The sequence below is a fragment of the Stutzerimonas frequens genome (genome assembly GCF_024448335.1).
In the GTDB taxonomy this organism is placed as follows: Bacteria; Pseudomonadota; Gammaproteobacteria; order Pseudomonadales; family Pseudomonadaceae; genus Stutzerimonas; species Stutzerimonas frequens.
In genome coordinates, this window is record NZ_JAMOHM010000015.1 from 74,016 (window position 1) to 95,215 (window position 21,200).

At 64.2% G+C, this 21,200-nt stretch carries 20 protein-coding genes and 1 tRNA gene; 13 read left to right on the top strand and 8 right to left on the bottom strand.

The genetic code is table 11. The annotated features are described in order from the left end of the window. The first annotated feature begins 27 nt into the window (after positions 1–27). The 3 genes from olsB to NAO55_RS17935 are packed head-to-tail and all read left to right on the top strand — an operon-like array spanning position 28 to position 2,154. Complete coding sequence (gene olsB, locus NAO55_RS17925) at positions 28–771, top strand: L-ornithine N(alpha)-acyltransferase (protein WP_048328673.1); 744 nt, start codon at positions 28–30, stop codon at positions 769–771. Continuing rightward, on the top strand, positions 772–1,545 hold the full coding sequence (locus tag NAO55_RS17930; RefSeq protein WP_102840638.1) for a lysophospholipid acyltransferase family protein: 774 nt from the start codon (positions 772–774) through the stop codon (positions 1,543–1,545). A 39-nt stretch (positions 1,546–1,584) separates the two neighbouring features. Then, positions 1,585–2,154: an acyl carrier protein phosphodiesterase gene (locus NAO55_RS17935; protein WP_048328671.1), complete on the top strand. Its 570-nt coding sequence runs from the start codon at positions 1,585–1,587 to the stop codon at positions 2,152–2,154. 12 nt (positions 2,155–2,166) lie between these two features. On the opposite strand, the gene NAO55_RS17940 is transcribed toward NAO55_RS17935, so the two are convergent. Both NAO55_RS17940 and NAO55_RS17945 read right to left on the bottom strand, forming a co-directional pair. Next, a complete protein-coding gene (locus tag NAO55_RS17940) occupies positions 2,167–2,943 on the bottom strand; it encodes a class II aldolase/adducin family protein (RefSeq protein WP_102840637.1) in 777 nt (258 codons plus the stop codon). Positions 2,944–3,049: 106 nt separating this feature from the next. Further along, on the bottom strand, positions 3,050–3,502 hold the full coding sequence (locus NAO55_RS17945) for a flavodoxin (RefSeq protein ID WP_102840636.1): 453 nt from the start codon (positions 3,500–3,502) through the stop codon (positions 3,050–3,052). Positions 3,503–3,707: 205 nt separating this feature from the next. Here NAO55_RS17945 and NAO55_RS17950 point away from each other — a divergent pair, with 205 nt between their 5' ends. From NAO55_RS17950 to NAO55_RS17980, 7 genes are all read left to right on the top strand, one after another. Continuing rightward, a complete protein-coding gene (locus tag NAO55_RS17950; protein ID WP_102840635.1) occupies positions 3,708–4,334 on the top strand; it encodes a PilZ domain-containing protein in 627 nt (208 codons plus the stop codon). Positions 4,335–4,401: 67 nt separating this feature from the next. Next, positions 4,402–5,106, top strand: coding sequence for a dihydromonapterin reductase (gene folM, locus NAO55_RS17955; RefSeq protein WP_063544599.1), 705 nt, complete (start codon positions 4,402–4,404; stop codon positions 5,104–5,106). Positions 5,107–5,123: 17 nt separating this feature from the next. Then, positions 5,124–5,498: a dihydroneopterin triphosphate 2'-epimerase gene (gene folX, locus NAO55_RS17960; protein WP_003285881.1), complete on the top strand. Its 375-nt coding sequence runs from the start codon at positions 5,124–5,126 to the stop codon at positions 5,496–5,498. 76 nt (positions 5,499–5,574) lie between these two features. Further along, complete coding sequence (locus NAO55_RS17965) at positions 5,575–5,868, top strand: DUF1244 domain-containing protein (protein ID WP_063544771.1); 294 nt, start codon at positions 5,575–5,577, stop codon at positions 5,866–5,868. Beyond that, complete coding sequence (locus NAO55_RS17970) at positions 5,865–6,203, top strand: HopJ type III effector protein (protein ID WP_102840634.1); 339 nt, start codon at positions 5,865–5,867, stop codon at positions 6,201–6,203. The genes NAO55_RS17965 and NAO55_RS17970 overlap by 4 nt, the downstream gene beginning before the upstream one ends. Positions 6,204–6,416: 213 nt before the next feature. Continuing rightward, the gene (cysZ, locus tag NAO55_RS17975) at positions 6,417–7,172 is read left to right on the top strand and encodes a sulfate transporter CysZ (protein WP_102840633.1); all 756 of its coding nucleotides are present in this window, start codon (positions 6,417–6,419) and stop codon (positions 7,170–7,172) included. Then, positions 7,138–7,247, top strand: a tRNA-OTHER gene (locus NAO55_RS17980). The genes cysZ and NAO55_RS17980 overlap by 35 nt, the downstream gene beginning before the upstream one ends. A 99-nt stretch (positions 7,248–7,346) precedes the next feature. On the opposite strand, the gene NAO55_RS17985 is transcribed toward NAO55_RS17980, so the two are convergent. The 4 genes from NAO55_RS17985 to NAO55_RS18000 form a co-directional block, all read right to left on the bottom strand. After that, positions 7,347–8,456, bottom strand: a complete 1,110-nt coding sequence (locus tag NAO55_RS17985) for an NADH:flavin oxidoreductase (RefSeq protein WP_102840632.1) — start codon at positions 8,454–8,456, stop codon at positions 7,347–7,349. Positions 8,457–8,471: 15 nt separating this feature from the next. After that, a complete protein-coding gene (locus tag NAO55_RS17990; protein ID WP_102840631.1) occupies positions 8,472–9,116 on the bottom strand; it encodes a TetR/AcrR family transcriptional regulator in 645 nt (214 codons plus the stop codon). A 143-nt stretch (positions 9,117–9,259) separates the two neighbouring features. Then, positions 9,260–9,742 carry a glutathione peroxidase gene (locus tag NAO55_RS17995; protein WP_063544589.1) on the bottom strand — a complete coding sequence of 161 codons (483 nt, stop codon included), beginning with the start codon at positions 9,740–9,742 and terminating at the stop codon, positions 9,260–9,262. 114 nt (positions 9,743–9,856) lie between these two features. Next, positions 9,857–10,342 carry an FKBP-type peptidyl-prolyl cis-trans isomerase gene (locus tag NAO55_RS18000; protein WP_063544587.1) on the bottom strand — a complete coding sequence of 162 codons (486 nt, stop codon included), beginning with the start codon at positions 10,340–10,342 and terminating at the stop codon, positions 9,857–9,859. A gap of 239 nt (positions 10,343–10,581) precedes the next feature. On the opposite strand from NAO55_RS18000, the gene NAO55_RS18005 reads away from it, so the two are divergent. The 3 genes from NAO55_RS18005 (at position 10,582) to yihG (ending at position 15,068) form a co-directional block, all read left to right on the top strand. Further along, positions 10,582–11,769 carry an acetate kinase gene (locus NAO55_RS18005; RefSeq protein ID WP_102840630.1) on the top strand — a complete coding sequence of 396 codons (1,188 nt, stop codon included), beginning with the start codon at positions 10,582–10,584 and terminating at the stop codon, positions 11,767–11,769. A 162-nt stretch (positions 11,770–11,931) separates the two neighbouring features. Next, positions 11,932–14,028: a phosphate acetyltransferase gene (gene pta, locus NAO55_RS18010; RefSeq protein ID WP_102840629.1), complete on the top strand. Its 2,097-nt coding sequence runs from the start codon at positions 11,932–11,934 to the stop codon at positions 14,026–14,028. A 131-nt stretch (positions 14,029–14,159) separates the two neighbouring features. After that, positions 14,160–15,068 carry a 1-acylglycerol-3-phosphate O-acyltransferase, YihG family gene (gene yihG, locus NAO55_RS18015; RefSeq protein WP_102840628.1) on the top strand — a complete coding sequence of 303 codons (909 nt, stop codon included), beginning with the start codon at positions 14,160–14,162 and terminating at the stop codon, positions 15,066–15,068. Positions 15,069–15,075: 7 nt separating this feature from the next. Here the strand turns inward: yihG and NAO55_RS18020 are convergent, their stop codons facing one another. Together NAO55_RS18020 and NAO55_RS18025 are read right to left on the bottom strand one after the other, a co-directional pair. After that, a complete protein-coding gene (locus NAO55_RS18020; protein ID WP_102840627.1) occupies positions 15,076–17,205 on the bottom strand; it encodes a two-component system response regulator in 2,130 nt (709 codons plus the stop codon). A gap of 125 nt (positions 17,206–17,330) precedes the next feature. Then, positions 17,331–21,047, bottom strand: coding sequence for a CHASE domain-containing protein (locus NAO55_RS18025; RefSeq protein WP_102840626.1), 3,717 nt, complete (start codon positions 21,045–21,047; stop codon positions 17,331–17,333). Positions 21,048–21,200 lie beyond the last annotated feature (153 nt).

Below are 21,200 nucleotides of genomic sequence, written 5' to 3' on the forward strand. Positions count from 1 at the left end.
TGCCACGGCGGACAAGGAGACAGAGCAATGAATGCCATCGTCGACCGCAGCACACGCCAGCTTCAAGCCGAACGCCTGCAAGGCGCAGAGGCCCTGCGCGAAGCCCAGGCCCTGCGCTACCGCGTATTCAGCAGCGAGTTCGAAGCTCGGCTGCAGGGCGCCGAACTGGGCCTGGACATGGACGATTTCGATAGCCACTGCCGGCATATCGGCGTGCGTGACCTGGCCAGCGGCGAACTGGTCGCCACCACCCGCCTGCTGGATCACCTTACCGCTCGCCAGCTGGGCCGCTTCTACAGCGAAGGCGAGTTCGCCCTGCATGGCCTGGCCCAGCTGGACGAGCCAGTACTGGAAATCGGCCGCACCTGCGTGGCGCCGGCCTATCGCAACGGCGCGACCATCGCCGTGCTCTGGAGCGAGCTAGCCGAGGAGCTCAACCGGGGCGGCTACCGCTACCTGATGGGCTGCGCCAGCATCCCTATGCGCGACGGCGGCATCCAGGCCCACGCCATCATGCAGCGACTGCGCGACAGCCACCTCAGCACCGAGCTGCTGCATGCCGAGCCGCGTACACCCCTGCCCGCGCAAGAGCTGCCGGACAACGTTACCGCCCAGCTGCCGCCGCTGCTCAAGGCTTACATGCGCCTGGGCGCGAAGATCTGCGGCGAGCCCTGCTGGGATCAGGAATTCCAGGTGGCCGACGTGTTCATCCTGCTCAAGCGCGAGGAGCTCTGCCCACGCTATGCGCGCCACTTCAAGGCAGCGGTATAGATGCCGCGCCTGCGCCGGTACTGGCGCCTGCTGCGGGTCGCCGGGGTGGTGCTGAGCGGTCTGATCTTGGCCGGCGCACTGGGTATTGCCGAACGCTGCGCGATACCCGTCTCGGCCCTGCGCAAGCAGCGGCTGACCCAGTGGTTCCTCACCCGGCTGGCGGCCGCCCTGCCCTTTCGCCTACGCGTCACGGGCGAGCTACCAACTCAGCCGATGCTGTGGGTCGCCAATCATGTCTCCTGGTGCGATATCCCGCTGCTGGGCATGCTCGCACCGCTATCCTTTCTGGCCAAAGCCGAGGTCCGTGCCTGGCCGGCCCTCGGCTGGCTCGCTCAGGCCGCCGGCACGCTGTTCATCCGCCGCGGCGGCGGCGACGCGGCGCTGGTCAATCGGCAACTGGCCACGCAGCTGGTACAAGGGCGCCATCTACTGATCTTCCCCGAAGGCACCTCGACCGATGGAACCGACGTGCGAACCTTCCACCCCAGGCTGTTCGCCTGCGCGCTCGAGGCCGGCTGTGCCGTCCAGCCGGTCGCCATTCGCTATTGGCGCAACGGCAAGCCCGACACCGTCGCCCCCTTCGTCGGCGACGACGAATTGCCCGCCCATCTGCGCCGCTTGCTGACGAGCGATATCTGCGACGTGGAAATCCAGCTGTTGCCGCCGATCGATGTGATGGCGCTCGATCGCAAGGCCGTTGCGATGAACGCGCAGCAAGCGATCGCCAACGCGCTGCTAGTCGAGCCCCGCGCGCAGATCAGCAAGGCCGCCTGAGGCGTACGGAAAAACAGGTGGCTGCGCTAAGCTTCGCCCATGAACTATCTTGCACACCTTCACCTCGGTGGCCCGCGGCCGGGCGACCTGCTCGGCAGCCTCTACGGCGACTTCGTCAAGGGGCCGCTACAGGGTCGCTGGCCGGCCGAGATCGAAGCCGGCATCCGCCTGCATCGCCAGATCGACGCCTTTACCGACAGTCATCCGCTGGTCCTGCAGGCCAAAAGCCGCTTCCCCAGCGAACGGCGCCGCTACGCCGGCATCCTGGTCGATCTGTTTTTCGATCATTGCCTGGCGGCCAACTGGGCGGACTACTCCACAGAACCGCTGGAACGCTTTACCCAGCGCGTCTACGACGTGCTGGCCGCCGAACCCGAGCTGCCAGGCAAGCTCGCGGTGATCGCGCCGCACATGGCGGCGCACGACTGGCTGGGCAGTTATCGCGAATTCGGTGTACTGGAACGGGTGCTTGCGAACATGAGCCGGCGCCTGAGTCGACCGGATGGCCTCGCCGGCGGGCTGATCGAGCTGGAGCAGCTATACGAGCCGCTGCTCCAGGACTTCCGTGACTTCTATCCAGCCCTTCAGCATTTCGCCCGAACGGCCTGAGCCGCTGCTGCCTCAGGCACCGTAGCCGGGGCTTTGCATATCCAGCTTGCGCAATAGGGCCGGCCAGGCCAGCGCACCACCCATGCCCGAGCGGGAACGGGTCACCCCGGCTGCCATGGCCTTGGCGCCGGCCAGGATCTGCTCCGGAATGGCGATCAGTTCGCTGCCACCGGATTGCGCCATGACCTGAATTTCGCAGGCGCGCTGGAAGATGAACATCATCAGAAAGGTGTCGGCGATGCTGCCACCGCAGGTCATCAGGCCGTGGTTGTGTAACAGCATGAAGCCGGTCTCGCCCAGATCGGCCTGCAGCCGCGCCTTTTCGTCGTGGTTCAGCGCAACGCCCTCGTAGCCATGCGTCGACAGGCTGGCCAATACGAACAGCGATTGCTGGCTGATGGGCAGCAGGCCCTGGCGCTGTGCCGACACCGCGACCCCGGCGGAGGTATGGGTATGCATCACGCAGGCGACGTCGTGGCGTACCTCATGCACCGCACTGTGGATGGTATAGCCGGCGGGATTGATCTCGTACGGACTGTCCATCACCTTGTTGCCGGCCAGGTCGACCTTGACCAGGCTCGAGGCGGTGATTTCCTGGAACATCAACCCGTACGGGTTGATCAGGAAGTGCTCGGTGTCGGGAATCTTCGCCGAGATATGGGTAAAGATCAGGTCATCCCAGCCGTGCAGCGCCACCAGGCGGTAGCAGGCGGCGAGATCGACCCGCGCCTGCCATTCGGCGGGGCTGACCTGGGACTGAAGCGAAGGCAGGCTGTGCAGCGCAGTCATCGATGGCACCTCTTGTTATTGTCATGAAGGTGCCATCGATTCTAGCCAGCCGCCGACAGCGCGGCAGTTGCCTTTGCAGCCAGGCCGCTGACCCGGCGAGCCAGGTTCAGCCACGCAGGGCAGCGGCGAACGCCTCCAGCCAGGGCTCGGCATCGCTTTCCGGGGTGACCGTCTCGCTGGCATCGAGACGCAGCATCTCCACCACCTCCCGCACGCCCAGCTCGGCGTACAGCTCGCGAATCAATTCGCCACCGCCACAAAAGGTATCGCCGTAGCTGGCATCACCCAGCGCAATGACGCCACCGGGCAGGCCGCTCCAGGCTGGAAATTGGTCCCGAATGGCTGAATACAACGGAATGAAGCTGTCCGGTAGTTCACCCATGCCAGTGGTCGAGGTTACGACCAGCAAGGCATCGGGCGCGAAGTCGATGATCTGCTGCAGCTGGGCACGAGGGTCGTGCCAGGTTTCGAAGCCAGCGGCCTTGAGCTGGTGTTCGGCGTGGCGAGCGACATCTTCGGCAGTGCCGTAGACGCTCGCGGAAAGGATGGCGACTTTCATGTGCAGCTCCGAGACGAATCAAGCCGCGCATTATGCCGCATTCGCCGTCCGCGGGCGGCGCTGGCACGAGCGGCATGCCCATCGCTGAAGTTGAACTAAAATGAAAAACGCCAGTCATAGCGCCGATTGCCACAATGCAGCCAGCTGCTGCACCCGCATGCAGCGACGCTGGACGGGAGAGGCATTGCCCTCCGAGGTTATCCGCATGGCGGAACAGACGATTCTCAGCAAAGACGAACTGACCTTCATCCGCAAGTTGATGCAACGCAATGGCGAGGCCAGTGGCGAACGCCCGACAGGCTTCCGGATCGACGGTGGTACGCACTCCAACGAGCTGCTCATGCAACTGGCGGACCGTGCCAACCTGTCGCTGCAAGCCGAGTTCGAAGATTTCTGCATGTCGTTTCCCGTGCAGCTCGAGGAGGACGAGCTTCACAGCCTCAATCTGCAGCTGGCGCCTCCGGTGATCTACGAACGCGGCCCGACGACGCGCGCCTGGCGTCTGCACCTGGACGAACCGCTACCCTTGCTGGAGAACGACGGTGGCAAAAGCTCGCTCAGCGTGCATGAGCTTTCTCCCCACGGCCTGCTGGTGGAGTCCGGCAAACATCGTAGACCACCCAAGCATTTTCACCTGCGCCTGGCCCTGCCGGACGACACACCGTTGGAGATCGATGCCCATCGCGTACGCGAGCTGACCGGAGGACTGGCCGCCTACGAGGTGGAATTCCCACAGGAACGGGACGCTGAGCGCATCCGCTCGTTCCTCTATCGTCAGCACCAGCGGCTACACCCCCGCCTGCAGCCTGAGCCGCCGACCGATCTGGTGTAAGCTGCCACGCCTGTAGCGGCCGCTGGCAAAGACCAGCGGCCCATTCATGATCCGGCAGTGGACTCTCATGCATCAGGCACCGATTCTAATCACCGGAGCCAGCCAGCGAATCGGCCTGCATTGCGCCGAGCGGCTGCTGGATGACGGCTTCCCGATCATCGTCACCTATCGTCGCGAGCGCGACAGCATCGCACGCCTGCGGGCCCGCGGTGCGCTGGCGCTGCAGGCGGACTTCAGCACCGAAGCCGGCATCCATGACTTCATTGCAGCCATCCGGCAACAGATCTCCAGCCTGCGGGCCATCATCCACAACGCCTCCGAGTGGCGCGCGGATACCCCGGGGCAGGAAGCCGAGGCGTTTCGCCAGCTGTTCCAGGTGCATATGCTCGCGCCCTATCTGATCAACCTGCACTGCGCCGAGCTGCTGCGCCATGGCGGCCCAGCGGATATCGTGCACATCGGGGACGACGTCACCCGCAAGGGCAGCAAGAAGCACATCGCCTACGCTGCGAGCAAGGCTGGTCTGGACAACTTGACACTGTCCTTCGCCGCCAGCCTGGCGCCGCAGATCAAGGTCAACGGCATTGCACCGGCGCTGATCCAGTTCAATCCGGACGACGACGAGGACTATCGCCGCAAGGCGCTGGCCAAGTCCGCACTGGGCATCGAGCCCGGCGCCGAGGTGATCTACCAGAGCCTGCGCTATCTGCTCGACAACCCCTACGTCACCGGCACCACACTGACCGTCAATGGCGGTCGCCATCTGATCTAACACGACAAGGAGACGACATGCCCAGACTGGAACCCGCGATGGCGCGCATCCGCGTCAAGGACCTACGGCTGCGCACCTACATCGGCATCAAGGAAGAAGAAATCCTCAATCGCCAGGACGTGCTGATCAACCTGACCATGCTCTACCCTGCCGCCGAAGCGGTACGCGAGAACGATATCGAGCAGGCACTGAACTACCGCACCATCACCAAGGCGATCATCCAGCACGTCGAGGACAACCGATTCGCCCTGCTGGAGCGGCTGACCCAGGAGATCCTCGATCTGGTGATGCGTTATCCGCAGGTCCGTTACGCCGAAGTCGAGGTCGACAAACCTCACGCGCTGCGCTTCGCCGAGTCGGTATCGATCACCCTGGCAGCCCATCGGGATTGACCCTGCGCAAGGCTGGTTCGCTCAACGACGCGAGGTTATGATCCGGCCGACCTCAGCCAACGCCGAGACCCGAGAGATGAACGAGCAAGAACGCACCGAACTGGAAGCTGCCGCTTTCCGCCGCCTGGTCCAGCACCTGCGCACCCGCCCCGACGTCCAGAACATCGAACTGATGAACCTGGCTGGTTTCTGTCGCAACTGCCTGTCGAAGTGGTACAAGGCCGCCGCGGACGATCTGGAAGTCGAAGTGAGCATCGACCAGGCCCGCGAAGAGGTATACGGCATGCCTTACAGTGAATGGAAAAAACGTTATCAGAAGGAAGCGAGCGCCGAGCAGCAGGCCGCTTTCGACAAGGCACAGAAACCATGAAAGACCTCAAGGACTTCCGCGCCAGCCTGCGCAATCGCAACCACGCGTTCAGTGAAACGCTCGCCTTTATCGAGGCCGCCTACGACTACCAGCCCACTCGTTTCGTCAACGGAGCCGTCGAGAACGCTGCTGGCGAGAACGAAGGTTCCTGCAAGACACTTGGTCTGGCGGTACTGGAGGGTTTCAGCACCGAAGAGGCCTTGCTCGCATTCGGCGAACACTACCAGGCGGTGCTGGCCACCCCGAACGGCAGCGACCACCGCAACATTCGCGCTCTGATGGAAACCGGGTTGCCAGGCGTGCGCTTCGACAGCGTGCCGCTCAAGCGCAAGTAGACGCCGTGCGTTGCGAGCCGGTTCGCCCGACTCGACTGAAATAAAAAGGGTCATCCAAGCACTTGGGGAAGGCTTAAGGAGCGGATGACCCGAAAAGCGATGGGCGCCACCTTACCCATCACGCAGCGCTGCGGATAATTCAGTTTTCGCATCTCGCCCATAGTCATGGGCTATCCCGCCTTCCCGTCGCGACAACGCCTCACAGGAGATGCCATGCCCGTATCCGCTCTTTCCGGCCCGCAGTACCTGCGCGAAGGTCTGCGCCTGGTGCTTAGCCCGGGGCTGCGCCTGTTCGTGATCCTGCCCCTGACCGTGAACGTACTGCTGTTCTTCGGCCTGATCTGGCTGGCCGTGGGCCAGTTCAGCGGTTGGGTCGACACCTTCATGCCGAGCCTGCCGAGCTGGCTGGCCTTTCTCGAATACCTGCTCTGGCCGCTGTTCGTTGCACTGGTGGTGCTGATGGTGTTCTTCACCTTCACCATGCTGGCCAACATCATCGCCGCGCCGTTCAACGGCTTTCTCGCTGAAAAGGTCGAGGTGGTGGTACGCGGGGAAGATGCCGCCCCGCCGTTCAGCTGGACCGAGCTGCTCGCCATGCTACCGCGCACCATCGGTCGTGAATTGCGCAAGCTGGCCTACTTCGCACCGCGTGCGCTGGCCCTGCTGGTGCTCTCGTTCATCCCGGTGCTGAACCTTGCGGCTGCACCGTTATGGCTGTTGTTCGGCGTGTGGATGATGGCGGTGCAATACATCGACTATCCAGCGGACAACAACAAGCTGAGCTGGGCGGACATGATGGTGTGGCTGCGCCAGCGCCGCTGGCAGAGCCTGAGCTTTGGCGCGGTGACCTATGCGGCGTTGCTGGTGCCGGTGCTGAACCTGCTGATCATGCCCGCGGCGGTGGCGGGGGCGACGCTGTTCTGGGTCCGGGAAGGCGGGCCGAATCGGCAGTTGGACCGACCCGCATAGACGTCAGGCGTCGCGCTCGGCGGTCAGGTTCCAGCGCCGCAAGGTGTGAGAGTTCGAATCTCTCCGTCCGCACCACGTCACATGCTGACAGCTACAGCACGAAGGCCTGGCGAGATCGAATGCTGCCGGGTAAGGGGAAATCGGCAGCCAGATCACCCTGGCTGCCGCCGTCACTCACGCCAGCGTCTTCAACGCTTCCCGACTGAACGGCAGGATCTCTTCCATCCGCCCTTCACGCACCTTTACCGCCCATTCCGGATCGCAGATCAGGGCACGTCCCACGGCCACCAGATCGAACTCGGCCTTGTTCAGCCGCTCCAGCAGCCCTTCGATGTTGGCCGGCTGCGCCACCTTGTCGGTCTTGACCATGAACTGCAGGAATTCGCCATCCAGGCCGACGCTACCCACGGTGATGGTCGGCTTGCCGGTCAGCTGGCGGGTCCAGCCGGCCAGGTTGAGCTCGGAGCCTTCGAACTCCGGCTCCCAGAAACGCCGCGTCGAGCAATGGAAGATGTCCACGCCGGCCGCCGACAAAGGTGCCAGGAACTCGCCGAGTTCTTCGGGCGACTGCACCAGGCGTGCCGTGTAGTCCTGCTGCTTCCACTGCGAGAAGCGGAAGATGACCGGGAAATCGGGGCCGACCGCTGCGCGTACGGCCTGCACCAGCTCGATGGCGAAGCGCGAGCGGTTGGCCAGGCTGCCGCCGTACTCGTCGGTGCGCTGGTTGCTGCCTTCCCAGAAGAACTGGTCGATCAGATAGCCGTGAGCGCCGTGAATCTCGACGCCGTCCATGCCGATCGCCTGCGCATCGCGGGCAGCCTGGGCGAAGGCCTCGATCACATCCTGAATGTCCTGCTTGGTCATGCCATGCACGACGACCTGCCCGTCCTTCTGCTTTTCCATCGGCCCATAACCCGGCACTTCCGGCTCTGGCTCGGTGCCCTTGCGGCGCACGTTGCCTACGTGCCAGAGCTGCGGGACGATCTTGCCGCCAGCGGCATGCACCGCTTCGACCACCGCCTTCCAGCCAGCCAGGGCATCCTCACCGTAGAAGCGCGGCACATGGGGATAGCCGTTCGCCGCGGCATGACCGACCGTGGTGCCTTCGGTGATGATCAGTCCGACCCCGGAGGCAGCACGCCGGCGGTAGTACTCCACCACGTCGGCAGTGGGCACGCCGTTGGGTGAGAACGAACGGGTCATCGGTGCCATGACCACACGGGTCGGCAAACGAAGGGCGCCCAATTCGAAGGGCTCAAACAGGGCTTGTACGCTAGCGGTCATCGATACGACTCCTTTTTATTCATCTGGGCAAGGCAACCGGGCGCTCGCGCCCGGTGAATGAGGTGCGACCGGCGCCAGCAGGCGCTCGAGCTGCTGGAGGAAAACCTGCAGTGGTGCGACGCTGCCGCTCACTTTCATGCGTAGCAGCGCGCCTTCCCAGGCGTTGCTGATGAACTCGGCAACGACCTGGCTATTGCTGTCCGGCGCAAGCGCGCCCGTGCTGCGCGCCTGCTCCAGGCAGTGCGCGAGCAGCTCGACGGAGCGCGCCAGAATCTCGCTGAGCCGGGTGGCGATAGGCGGACAGAGTTCGGCCATCTCGAAGCTCAGGCTACCGATGAAGCAGTGATATTCGGGCTTTTCCTGGCGGGCGAAATGCGCAACGAGGTCGGCGTAGTAATCGAGGATGCGCTGCGCGGGCGGCAATACGGCGTTGCTCAGCGCCAGCCGATAGCGCTCCAGCCGCGGAGCATAGATGTACTCCAGCGCCTGCAAGGCGAAGTCTTCCTTGCTGGCGAAGTAATGGTAGAACGAGCCCTTGGGAATTCCCGCGGCCTGGACGATTTCCTGGACCCCGGTACCGTGGTAGCCGCGGCGGGTCATCACCTGGGCGCCCTTGGAGAGGATAAGGTCGCGCTTGTCGTTGCGTGCTGGATTGCTCATGCGCCGAGAATATGACCGGTCGTCTCGCCGGCACAGCATCATCCATGGCGCTTATTCAGCCGCAACCATGGCAGCGATGGCATAACACGCAGAGCGGGAAGAAAGATGCGCGACCGCAATCGCGGCCGCGCGATCTGGCGGGATCAGCTCAGGGCGCTTTCGATTGCCTGGATCAGGGCAGGATCGTCCGGCGTGGTGCGCGGCGAGAAGCGCGCCAGTACTCGGCCATCCTTGCCGACGAGGAACTTCTCGAAGTTCCAGCTGATGTCCCCGGGAAAATCGGCGCCCTCACCTGCCAGCAGCCGATACAGCGGATGACGCTGCGGTCCGTTGACTTCGAGCTTGCCGCTCAGGGGGAAGCTGACGCCGTAGTTCAGCGTGCAGAACGAGCGGATCTCATCGTCGCTACCTGGCTCCTGCGCAGCGAACTGATTGCACGGCACGCCCAGCACACTGAAGCCGCGCGCGGCGTACTGCTGCTGCAACCGCTCGAGGCCGGCGTATTGCGGCGTCAGGCCACACTGCGAGGCGACATTGACCACCAACGTGATCCGATCGCCGAACTGCGCCAGCGGCAATTCCTCGCCACCCAGGCCTGGCAACACCAATTGATGGAATGCGCTCATGACATTTCTCCTGACAAAAAAACGCCCCGGCACACGACCGGAGCGCTCTCTTTTTCGATCGGCACGGCAGCCATTCCTGCCGCCGTGCGTGCGGTCGCCGTTAGGGCAGCCGGATCAGTGGTGGTGACCACCCTCGCCATGGATGTGACCGTGGGCCACTTCTTCCTCGCTGGCGTCACGCACGCTGACGACCTTGACGTCGAAGTTCAGGCGCTGGCCGGCCAGTGGGTGGTTGCCGTCGACGATCACGTCGTCGCCTTCGACGTCGCGAATGGTGACGATCTGCATGCCGCCATCGGGACCCGAGGCGTGGAACTGCATACCGACTTCGAGTTCGTCGACGCCTTCGAACATGGCGCGATTCAGCGTAGCGACCAGCTCCGGGCTGTACTCGCCGTAAGCGTCCTGCGGCTCGATGGCGACCTGAATCTGGTCACCGCCCTGCTTGCCCTCAAGCGCCTTTTCCAGGCCGGGGATGATGTTGCCTGCGCCGTGCAGGTAGACCAGCGGCGCGCCGCCGGCCGAGCTGTCGATCACCTCACCGGCGTCGTTGGTGAGTGTGTAGTCGATGGAGACAGCCTTGTTAGCGGCAATCAGCATGGGGCAGAACCTTTGCTTTAGAGAATGGATGTCGAAGTTTAACCATCCGCCACGCCGATTGCGAACCGACCTTGGATGAACGGACCAATCGCCGCTCGTCGCAAGCGGTCACGATGTAGTCCCATCGAACGTGGGACTACAACCTTTGGATGGCATCGCTTTCATGGCCGATGTGCAAGAATCCGCGAAAAGTATCTTTGGCACCCATTTCAATAACATTAGAGATCCAAGGAGCACCGATGTCGGCTCGTAACATCCTGGTGATTAACTGTGGCAGCTCGTCGATCAAGTTCGCCCTGGTCAACGAAGCGCAAGCGACCTTCCCACTACAAGGCCTGGCCGAATGCATCGGCAGCCCGGAGGCCGTCATCCACTTCGAGAGCGCCGCTGGCAAGGAAAGCGTCAAGGTGCCCAATGCCGATCATCAGGCTGCTCTGGCCCAGATCCTGCCGCGCGTGGAAGACGCCGCCGGTGGCCACCTGGACGGCATCGGCCACCGTGTCGTGCACGGTGGCGAGAAGTTCTTCGCCTCGTCGCTGCTCACCGATGAAACCCTCGCCGGCATCGAAGCCAACATCCAGCTGGCACCGCTGCACAACCCGGCCAACCTGAGCGGTATCCACGCCGCCATCAATCTTTTCCCCGAACTGCCACAGGTCGGCGTGTTCGACACCGCCTTCCACCAGACCATGCCCGAGCACGCCTACCGTTATGCCGTGCCGGATGTGCTCTACAAGGAGCACGGCGTACGCCGCTACGGCTTCCACGGCACCAGCCATCGCTACGTCAGCAAGCGCGCCGCGGAGCTGGCCGGCCTGCCGGTCGAGAACAGCAGCTGGCTGGTCGCTCACCTGGGCAACGGCTGCTCGACCTGCGCCGTGGTCAATGGCGAAAGCCGCGACACCAGCATGGGCCTGACCCCGCTCGAAGGCCTGGTCATGGGCACCCGCAGCGGCGACGTCGATCCGAGCCTGCAGAACTTCCTGAACAAGACTCTGGGCTGGGATCTGGCCAAGATCGACAACATGCTCAACAAGGAGAGCGGCCTGAAGGGACTGTCCGGCCTGTCCAACGACATGCGCACCCTGGCCGAAGCGCGCCAGGCTGGCCATCCGGGCGCCGTGCTGGCCTTCGAGGTGTTCTGCTATCGCCTGGCCAAGTCGCTGGCCGCCATGTCCTGCGCCCTGCCGCAGCTGGACGGTCTGGTCTTCACCGGCGGTATCGGCGAGAACTCCTCGGCCGTACGCGAGCGCACCCTGGATCACCTCAAGCTGTTCGGCTTCAAGCTCGATGCCGAGGCCAACGCCCGCTGCACCCGCGGCGTTGCCGGCGAGATCCAAGCCGAGGGCAGCCCGCGCGTCATGGTCGTGCCGACCAACGAGGAGCGCCAGATTGCCCTCGACACGCTAGCCCTGCTGGACGCCTGAGCACAGCAGGCGAGCAGCGATACGAAACCCGACTGGCTCCGCCGTCGGGTTTCTGCTCTTGAGCGCCGCGGCAATCCGGCAGTTTCCGCCCCCGGGCGAGTCGCCTAGCCTAGCCGGCGCCCAGCTCCCGTTACCCGAGCACCCTGTCCACTAGGAGATGCCATGCACACACTCTTCCTTGCCCCTACCGGTTTCGGCGGCGGCCTCAACTCCATCAGCCTTGGCCTGATCCGCGCGCTGGAAAGCGCCGGGCTGAAGGTCGGCTTCTTCAAGCCGATCGCTCAACCCTTCCCGGTCGACCAGGGCCGTGAACGCTCCTGCATCCTGGTCGAGCGCACGCTGAACCTGACCTCTCCCGAGCCGCTGCCGCTGGAACAGGTCGAGCGCCAGCTTGCCGATGGCGAGATCGACCTGCTGCTCGAAGACGTGGTCAGCCGCTTCCAGCAAGTTGCTGTGGGCAAGGACGTGGTCATCGTCGAAGGCATGGTGCCGACCCGCGAGTCCAACTACACCCAGCGCATCAACACCCAGCTGGCCAAGAGCCTGGACGCCGAGGTCATCCTGATCGGCGCCCAGGGCAGCGACAGCCTCAAGCGCCTGGCCGAACGCATCGAGATCCAGGCCCAGCTGTACGGCGGCGCCAAGGATCCGAAAGTGCTCGGCGTGATCCTCAACAAGGTCAAGACCGAAGAAGGTCTGCCGGCCTTTATCGACAGCCTCAAGCAGCACCTGCCGCTGCTGGGCAGCGCCGACTTCCAGCTGCTCGGCGCCATCCCGTTCTCCGAGGAACTCAACGCCCTGCGCACCCGTGACATCGCCGAACTGCTCGGCGCCCAGGTGCTCAACGCCGGCGAGGCCGACCAGCGCCGCGTGAACAAGATCGTTCTCTGCGCCCGCGCCGTGCCCAACACCGTGCAACTGCTGCGCTCCGGCGTGCTCGTGGTGACCCCGGGCGACCGCGACGACATCATCCTCGCCGCCAGCCTGGCCTCGCTCAACGGCGAGAAGCTCGCCGGCCTGCTGCTGTGCAGCGACTTCGAGCCGGACCCTCGCATCCTCGAGCTGTGCAAGGCCGCCCTGGATGGCGGCCTGCCGGTGATGACCGTGGAGAGCAACTCCTACGATACGGCCAACAACCTGTTCGGCCTGAACAAGGAAACCCCGGCGGACGATATCGAGCGCGCCACCCGCGTGACCGAGTTCATCGCCAAGCACCTGCACCCGGAATTCCTCCACACCCGCTGCAGCGTACCGCGTGGCGAGCTGCGCATGTCGCCGGCCGCATTCCGCTACCAGCTGGTCAAGCGCGCCCAGGACGCCAACAAGCGCATCGTACTGCCGGAAGGCAACGAGCCGCGCACCATCCGCGCCGCCGCCATCTGCCAGGAGCGTGGCATCGCCCGCTGCGTGCTGTTGGCCAATCCGGAGGAAGTCCAGCAGGTCGCCCGCGAGCAGGGCATCACCCTGCCGGCCAGCCTGGAGATCCTCGATCCGGACAGCATCGCCAACCGCTACGTCGAGCCGATGTGCGAAATGCGCAAGGCCAAGGGCCTGACGCCCGACGATGCCCGCGAGCAGCTGAAGGACACCGTGGTCCTCGGCACCATGATGCTGGCACTGGACGAAGTGGACGGCCTGGTTTCCGGTGCCGTGCACACCACCGCCAACACCATCCGCCCGGCCCTGCAGCTGATCAAGACTGCACCGGGCTACAGCCTGGTATCCTCGGTGTTCTTCATGCTGCTGCCGGACCAGGTACTGGTCTATGGCGACTGCGCGGTAAACCCGAACCCGAGCGCTACCGAGCTGGCCGAAATCGCCCTGCAGAGCGCCGAGTCTGCCGTGGCGCTGGGCGTCAACCCGCGTGTGGCGATGATCAGCTACTCCACCGGCAGCTCCGGCAGCGGAGCGGAAGTCGAGAAGGTCGCCGAAGCCACGCGCATCGCCCAGGAGCGCGCACCGGAGCTGCCGATCGACGGCCCGCTGCAGTACGACGCCGCCTCCGTGCTCAGCGTCGGCCGGCAGAAGGCGCCGAACAGCAAGGTAGCCGGCCAGGCCACGGTGTTCATCTTCCCCGACCTGAACACCGGCAACACCACCTACAAGGCCGTTCAGCGCAACGCCAACTGCCTCAGCGTCGGCCCGATGCTGCAGGGCCTGGCCAAGCCGGTGAACGACCTGTCGCGCGGCGCCCTGGTGGACGACATCGTCTTCACCATCGCCCTGACCGCACTGCAGGCCGCCAACCAGAAGGCCTGATCGGCCTCGACGATCGCTGTCGCCGCGCCCTGGGGCCGGCGGCAGCAATCGCTTTTCGCTCTCGATAGTTGCAGTTCAGCGCATAATCGCTACTCTTGGCGCCTCGAATCAGCCGTATCGATGAGAATTCCATGCTGAATTTCCTCCCCGCGCCAGTGCGAGGCGCCCTCGCCGCGCTGTTGCTCGCGCTCAATACCCTGTTCTGGTGCTGGCCGCTGTTCGCCCTGTCACTGCTCAAGTTGGCGCTTCCCCTTCCCGCGGTACAACGCACACTGCGCTTCGGCATGCACTGGATCGCCGAGTCCTGGATCGCGATGAACAGCTTCTGGATGGACCTGGTCCGTCCAATCCGCTGGGACGTGCAGGGGCTGGATCAGGTCGATATGCATCACTCCTACCTGGTGACCAGCAATCACCAGAGCTGGGCGGACATCCTGGTGCTGCAGTACCAGCTCAACCGGCGCATGCCGTTCCTCAAGTTCTTCCTCAAGCAGGAGCTGATCTGGGTGCCCGTGATCGGCCTGTGCTGGTGGGCGCTGGAGTTTCCGTTCATGAAGCGCTTCAGCAAGGAATACCTGGCCAAGCACCCGGAAAAGCGCGGCGAGGACCTGGCCACCACGCGGCGGGCCTGCGAGCGTTATCGGACCAACCCGGTGTCGGTGTTCAACTTCCTCGAAGGCACGCGTTTTACCGAGGACAAGCACGGCGAGCAGGCGTCCCCTTACCGCCACCTGCTCAAGCCCCGGGCCGGCGGCATCGCCTTCGTCATCGACGCCATGGGCGAGCAGCTGACGGCATTGATCAACGTCACCATCCACTACCCGCACGGTCGACCGAGCTTCTGGGATCTGCTCGCCGGCAACATTCCCGAGGTGGTCCTGCGGCTCAAGGCACAGCCGATCCCTGGCGAGTTCCTGCGCAGAAACTATGACCAGGAAGAGGCCTATCGACTGAGCTTCCAGCAGTGGGTCAACGAACTATGGAGCGAAAAGGACGCCGAGCTGGCGCAACTGCACGAGCAGTTTGCGCCGCGCCGCTGAGGCAGCTCTAGCGGCTCGGCGGCTGCCAGACGGGCTGCGCCGCAAAGGCGCGCGCCTGCTCAGCGGTAACCGCAGGGGACACGAGGAAGCCCTGCATGACATCACAGCCGTTTTCCACCAGCCAATCGCGCTGAGCGAGGGTTTCCACGCCCTCCGCCACCACTTCCAGCCCCAGGTTGCGCCCCAGGTCGATGATGGTGCTGACGACCGCCGCATCGCGCGGCGAGTCCAGCATATTGGCGATGAACAGCCGGTCGATCTTCAGCGTGTCCAGTTCGAAATGCCGCAGATAGGCCAGTGATGAATAGCCGGTGCCGAAGTCGTCGATTGCCACGCGCACCCCGAGCTTGCGCAGCTGCCGCAGCTTCTCGCAGCTTTGGTCGAGATCCTGCATCAACGTGCCTTCGGTGACTTCCAGCTCCAGCTGAGCCGGGTTCAGCTGGTATTCATCAAGCAGCCGTCGCAGTGAATCGAACAGCCCGGCCCGGCTGAATTGCACCGGACTGACGTTCAGGCTGAGGATCAGGTCGGTGCCGAGGGCTGGCAGCCAGCGCACGTACTCGTTCATCCCTTCGCGCAGCACCCAGTCGCCTACCCGCTCGATCAGCCGGGTCTCTTCCAGCAATGGGATGAACACGCCGGGCTGGTTCTCGCCGGCCTCGCCCTGCGGCCAGCGCAACAGGCCTTCGAAACCGCGCAGGGCTCCGCTGTCGAGCATCACCTGCGGCTGGTAGAGCAGCTCGAAATCGTTGCGGTCGGTGGCGCTGCGCAGGTTCTCCTCCATCATCAGCCGCGCATGCGCCCGCTCGTTCATATCGCTGGAGAAAAAGCGATACTGCCGCCGACCGGCGCGTTTGGCCTCGTACATCGCCATATCGGCCGAGCGCAGCAATTGGTCGACACTGACTCCGCAGTCGGGAAAGTGCGCGATGCCGATGCTGGCGCCCAGGGTTACCTCGGTGCCATCGATCTTGTGCCGCACCGAGATCAGTTCGATGAGTTTTTCCGCGACCCGCGCGGCGTCCTCCGGCTGGTCTAGGGAATCGAGCAGCGCGGTGAACTCGTCGCCCCCCATGCGCGCGATGATGTCGTACGGGCGCATGCAGGTTTCCAGCAGGCGCGCCACCTTGCAGAGGATTTCATCACCGGCGTCGTGGCCGAGCGAATCGTTGATGCGCTTGAAGCCGTCCAGATCGATGTAGAGGATCGCCATGCGCTTGCCGTTGCGATCGACCCGTGCCAGCGACGATTCCAGCGCCTGATGGAACCCGCGGCGATTGAGCAGTCCGGTGAGCGAGTCGGTGACCGCCTGGGTTTCCAGCTGCGTGTGCAGGTTGCGCACCACTGACATATCCAGGGCGATCACCACCATCGAGCGCTGCTGGCGCGGCAGCGGCGAGCTCGATAGCGCCACCGGCAGCGGCGTTCCGTTGGCGGTATGCAGCTGCGCTTCGTGCAGGCGGAAGGTCGAGCCACTGCGCCAGTAACGATAGAAGTCCGACTCGTGCCACTCCGCGGGCATATCCGGTGCGGCCAGGTGTGACAGCAAGGGTGTGCCCTGCAGGTCTTCGACGCGGGTGTGCAGCATGCCGGCGATCGCCGGGTTGGCAAAGCTGATGATGCCGTCCTCGGCAACCACCAGAATGCCTTCGGCGGCGTTGCTCAGCACCGACGCGTTGAACGCGCGGGCACTGTCGAGTTGCTGGGTGAGCAACTGCAGATCGCGCCGGTTGTGCTCGTGGGCCAACAGCGTGTTGATCTTGTGCTTGAGCACCTGCGGGTCAAACGGTTTGAGGATGAAATCCACCGCGCCGGTGGCATAGCCGCGCAACACCGAATCACGGGTATGCGCGATGGCCGAGACGAAGATGATCGGCGTATAGCGGGTATGCGGACTGCCGCGCATCAAGCGGGCAACCTCGAAGCCATCCATGCCAGGCATCTGCACATCCAGCAGGACCAGCTCCACGTCGAGTTCCAACAAGGCCTTGAGCGCCGCCTCGCCGGAGTTGACCGTATGCACCTGCCAGTCACCGTCGCCCAGCAGCGCCTCCATCGCCACCAGATTGGCCTCGCGATCATCCACCACCAGCAGCGTACGGCTGCGCGGTCTGGCCTTGAGCTGCGCCTGACTCATCGCCAACCTCCGGGCCGACACTGCAGGACCGTCAGCGGTGAACACCCGCCGACGGGAGCATGCACCACGTATACCGATGACTGCGCTACCAGCTTGAAATCACGTTGTTCAGCCTGTCCCACTCGCTACTCCTTCTCCGCATCGGTCGCGCCCTGCTCCAGGCCCAGCCTCCGCCGCACCAGTTCCAGCAACGCCGTATCCTCGACCGGTTTGGCCAGCACATCATCCACACCCGCCAGAAGAACAGAGTCCTTCGTCCGCGCCGCCTCGGGGCCGGTCAGCGCCACGATCGGCACTTGGCAATCGAGCTCATGCTTGAGGCGTCGAGTCACTTCCGGACCTTCCACCCCCGGCTGATCCATGTCCAGCAGTACCAGATCGAAGGCATCCTCCTGGAAACGCGCAATGGCCTCTTCGGCGCTGGTTGCCGGGACTACCTGCAGGCCCAGCGCGTCGAGCTGGGCCGTTAGCGAATAGATCAGACGCACGTCTTCATCCACCAACAGCACCCTTCGCCCAGGCGCCGACAATTGCAGCGCAACCACCGGGCTCGGTACTGCTGAATCGGATTGTGGGCGCAGCACCTGACCCATGCGCTCGAGCGCTTCGGTCTTGGACAACGCGGTCGCCGAATACCGATGCAGCCGCTTGAGGTCGGCGTCAGAAAGCGGCTCGCGACTGTTCAGCAGCACGGTCACGCCACGCAACGAGCGCACCTGGTCGAGCGCGTCCAGCAAATCCAGACCATTGCCGTCGGCCAGTTCGTTGTCGACCACCAGCACCGGGAACACCTGCTCGGCATAGGCCAACCTTGCCCCGCCGGCAGTAACGGCGAGCGTGACGCGGTAGCCGAGCCGCTCGAAGTAGTTGCGAATCAGCTCGCGGCGCTGCGAATCGGCCTCCACCAGCAACAGCCGTAACGGGTTGTGCTCATGCCGCGCCAGCTCGGAGAAGATGCGTTCGAGTTCAGCCTGCGCGACCGGCTTGACCAGGTAGCGAGTCCCATCGTCACGCCAGTCGTTGGGCTGCGGCACACAGGAAATGATCAGCACCGGCAACCCCTGGTGTCGCTCGTCGTTGCGTAGCTCGCGATGGACCTGCCAACCGCTCATGTCCGGCAGCAGGATATCCAGAATCACTGCGGCGAAATGCTCTCGCTGCAGGGCCTCCAGGCCCTGCTGCCCGGTATTGCAGATCAGACTGGTGAAACCATGACTCTGCCCCACCTCGGCCACGACGGATGCGAAGTCGGCGTCGTCCTCGATGATCAACAGCCCCGGACCACGTCCACGACGCTGCGGCTGGCGCGGTAGCTCGGCCTGCGCCGGTGCAGCCGACGCACCAATCGGCAAGCGCACGGTGAAGATGGCTCCGTGGCCCAGTTCGCTCTGCACTCTGACTTCGCCGCCCAGCACCTCCACCAGCTGGCGGGTGATCGCCAGGCCCAGGCCAGTGCCGCCGTAGTGACGGCTGATCGAGCCATCGATCTGCTGGAACGCCTGAAAAATGCGCTCCTGCTGATCCGCGGCGATGCCGATGCCGGTGTCGCGCACCTCGATCTGCAGTTGCCGATCGGCCTCATGAGCGTCGCTCGGGCAGCTCACCCGCAGCTCCACCTCGCCCTGCTCGGTGAACTTGAGCGCATTGGTCAGCAGGTTGTGCAACACCTGCCGCAGCCGCGCCCGGTCGGAACTCAGACTGGACGGCACGTCGGGGTCGACGCTGACTTTGAACAGCAGGCCGTTCTGCTCGGCCATCGGCCGCAGTGCCGACTCCAGTTCGCTCAGCAGCTCGCGCAGATTGAACGGCTCCAGCTTGAGCTGCATGCGTCCGGACTCGATCTTGGCCAGATCCAGCACATCGTTGATCAGCTGCAGCAGTTCATGACCGGCACGGTGAATGATGTCGGCATGGCGCACCTGTTTGTCGTTGAGATTGCCCGAGCCGTTCTGCCGCAGCTGGTCGCTGAGAATCAGGATGCTGTTGAGCGGGGTACGCAGCTCATGGGACATGTTGGCGAGGAACTCGGACTTGTAGCGATTGGCCACTGCCAGCTGGTCCGCCTGCTCGCGTAGCCGGCGCTCGGCGGCCTTGCGATGGCTGATGTCGATGATCACCGCCTGCACCAGCTGCTCGTCGCCGCTGCGCAGCGGTGACAAACCGATCTCCACCGGCAACGCACTGCCATCGCGATGGCGTCCGAACAGCTCGCGATTGCCGCCCATGCGCCGCGGCTCCGGATGCTCGGCGTAACCCTGGCGCAAGCCTCGATGGGCTTCGCGAAGGACTTCCGGCAGCAGCAGCTCGACCGGTTGCCCGAGCAGCTCCTGGCGGGTGTAGCCGAACAACAGCTCCGTCTGGCGATTGACCATGACGATTTCGCCGTGCTCATCAACCAGCACGAACGCGTTGGGCGATGCCTCTACAACGTTACGAAAACGTTCTTCATCACGCTTGCGCGCCTGCAGGTCGAGCAGGTTGAGTACGTAGTACAGGGTCTCGTCGTGACTGAAGCTGGTCAGGCTGACCGCCAACGGGATCGGCCGACCATCGTCGCGCTGACCCTGCAACTCGAGCTGACTCGTTTCGCGCAACTGTCGCAGGATCTGCTCGCCGAGCACGCCCGGCACGTAGCGACTCACCCGTTCGCCGGCCAACAGTTCGGCCGTGCTGCCGAGCAGCAGCCCGGCACTCTGATTGGCCAGCTCGATGCGCCCACTGGCATTGCACAGCAGCGTCGCGACGGGAAGCTGCTCGATGAGCTGGCGAAAGCGCGCTTCCCGTTCCTGCAGCTGCAGGCTGAGCGCCTGGCTGCTGCGCAACGCACGTTCGCGCAGATACAGGTAACCGCCAACCAGCAACGAGAACAGAGCCGCCGCCGTGAGAGCTGCCGCCAGGCTGAAGGCCCGGTTGTTGTCGCGCAGTACTGCCTCGTATTCCGGCGTGCTGGCGACCTGCAGCTGCCAGCTGCGGCCATACATGTAAATGTTGCGCACCCGCTGGAAGGCCGCATCGTTGCTGACCGGGGCTCGGCCAGCCAGCAACGGCTCGTCCGGATTAGCGGCGTCGAACAGTTGCAGCTGCAGCATTCGGCTGCGCGAACCGAGGATGCCTTCCATCAGATCGGTGAGGCGAAACGCACCGTGCAAGGTCCCAACGAAGGCTCGCTGGCGCTCCTCTTCCGTAGTTACCGGAGCGGCCGCAGCGTAGAGCGGAAGGAACAGCAAGACGCCGACCTGGATGTTCTGCTCGGTTTCCTGCTTCAAGCGCAACGGTCCGGTAAGCACCGGGTTGCCACTGTTGCGGGTATTGATGATGGCTTCCCTACGGGTGGCCTCGCTGAACAGATCGAAGCCCAGCACCCGCCGGTTTCGCCAGTCGGTGGGATGGATGTAGTCGACGACCACGTACTCGGCCCGCTCACCGGCCGGGTACATGCGAAAGCGTTCACGCCCGCTGGCGCGAATCTGCTCGATCATGTCGTCGATGGTTTCCGGCGTGGCATGCCGGGCCAGCGCCACCGCCTGAATGCCGGGATAGAAGTCCTGCAACTGCAGCTGATCGGCAGCCCGCGCCCAGTCGTCCACCGTCACCAGATCGCTGCCCGCGACGACGCCGGCCAGGCCGCGCAGCACCATCTCGTAAGCGCGCATGCGCTCGCGCAGCGTGTGCTCGATGTCATCGACCGCGAAAGTGAAGCGCTGCTCCTGCTCGACCTTGCTGCGTTGCTCCTGGACATGCCACTGCCAGCCAATCCATCCACCCAGCCCCGCCATCAGGGTCAGAGCGACCAGTAATGGCAGCCAGGACCTGCGGGAATGGAGAGCGGGACGATCATCCATTCGACCTCCTCTGTGCCACTACTGGCGCGCTATCGAATGTCAGATTCGCATAGCGCAGAGAGGTTCCATGGTTGCGAGCACGAACGGATTGATGGCGTCTGAATAACGACGGCATCGGCACCATTGCGATGCCGATGCCTATGAGGCGTTCCG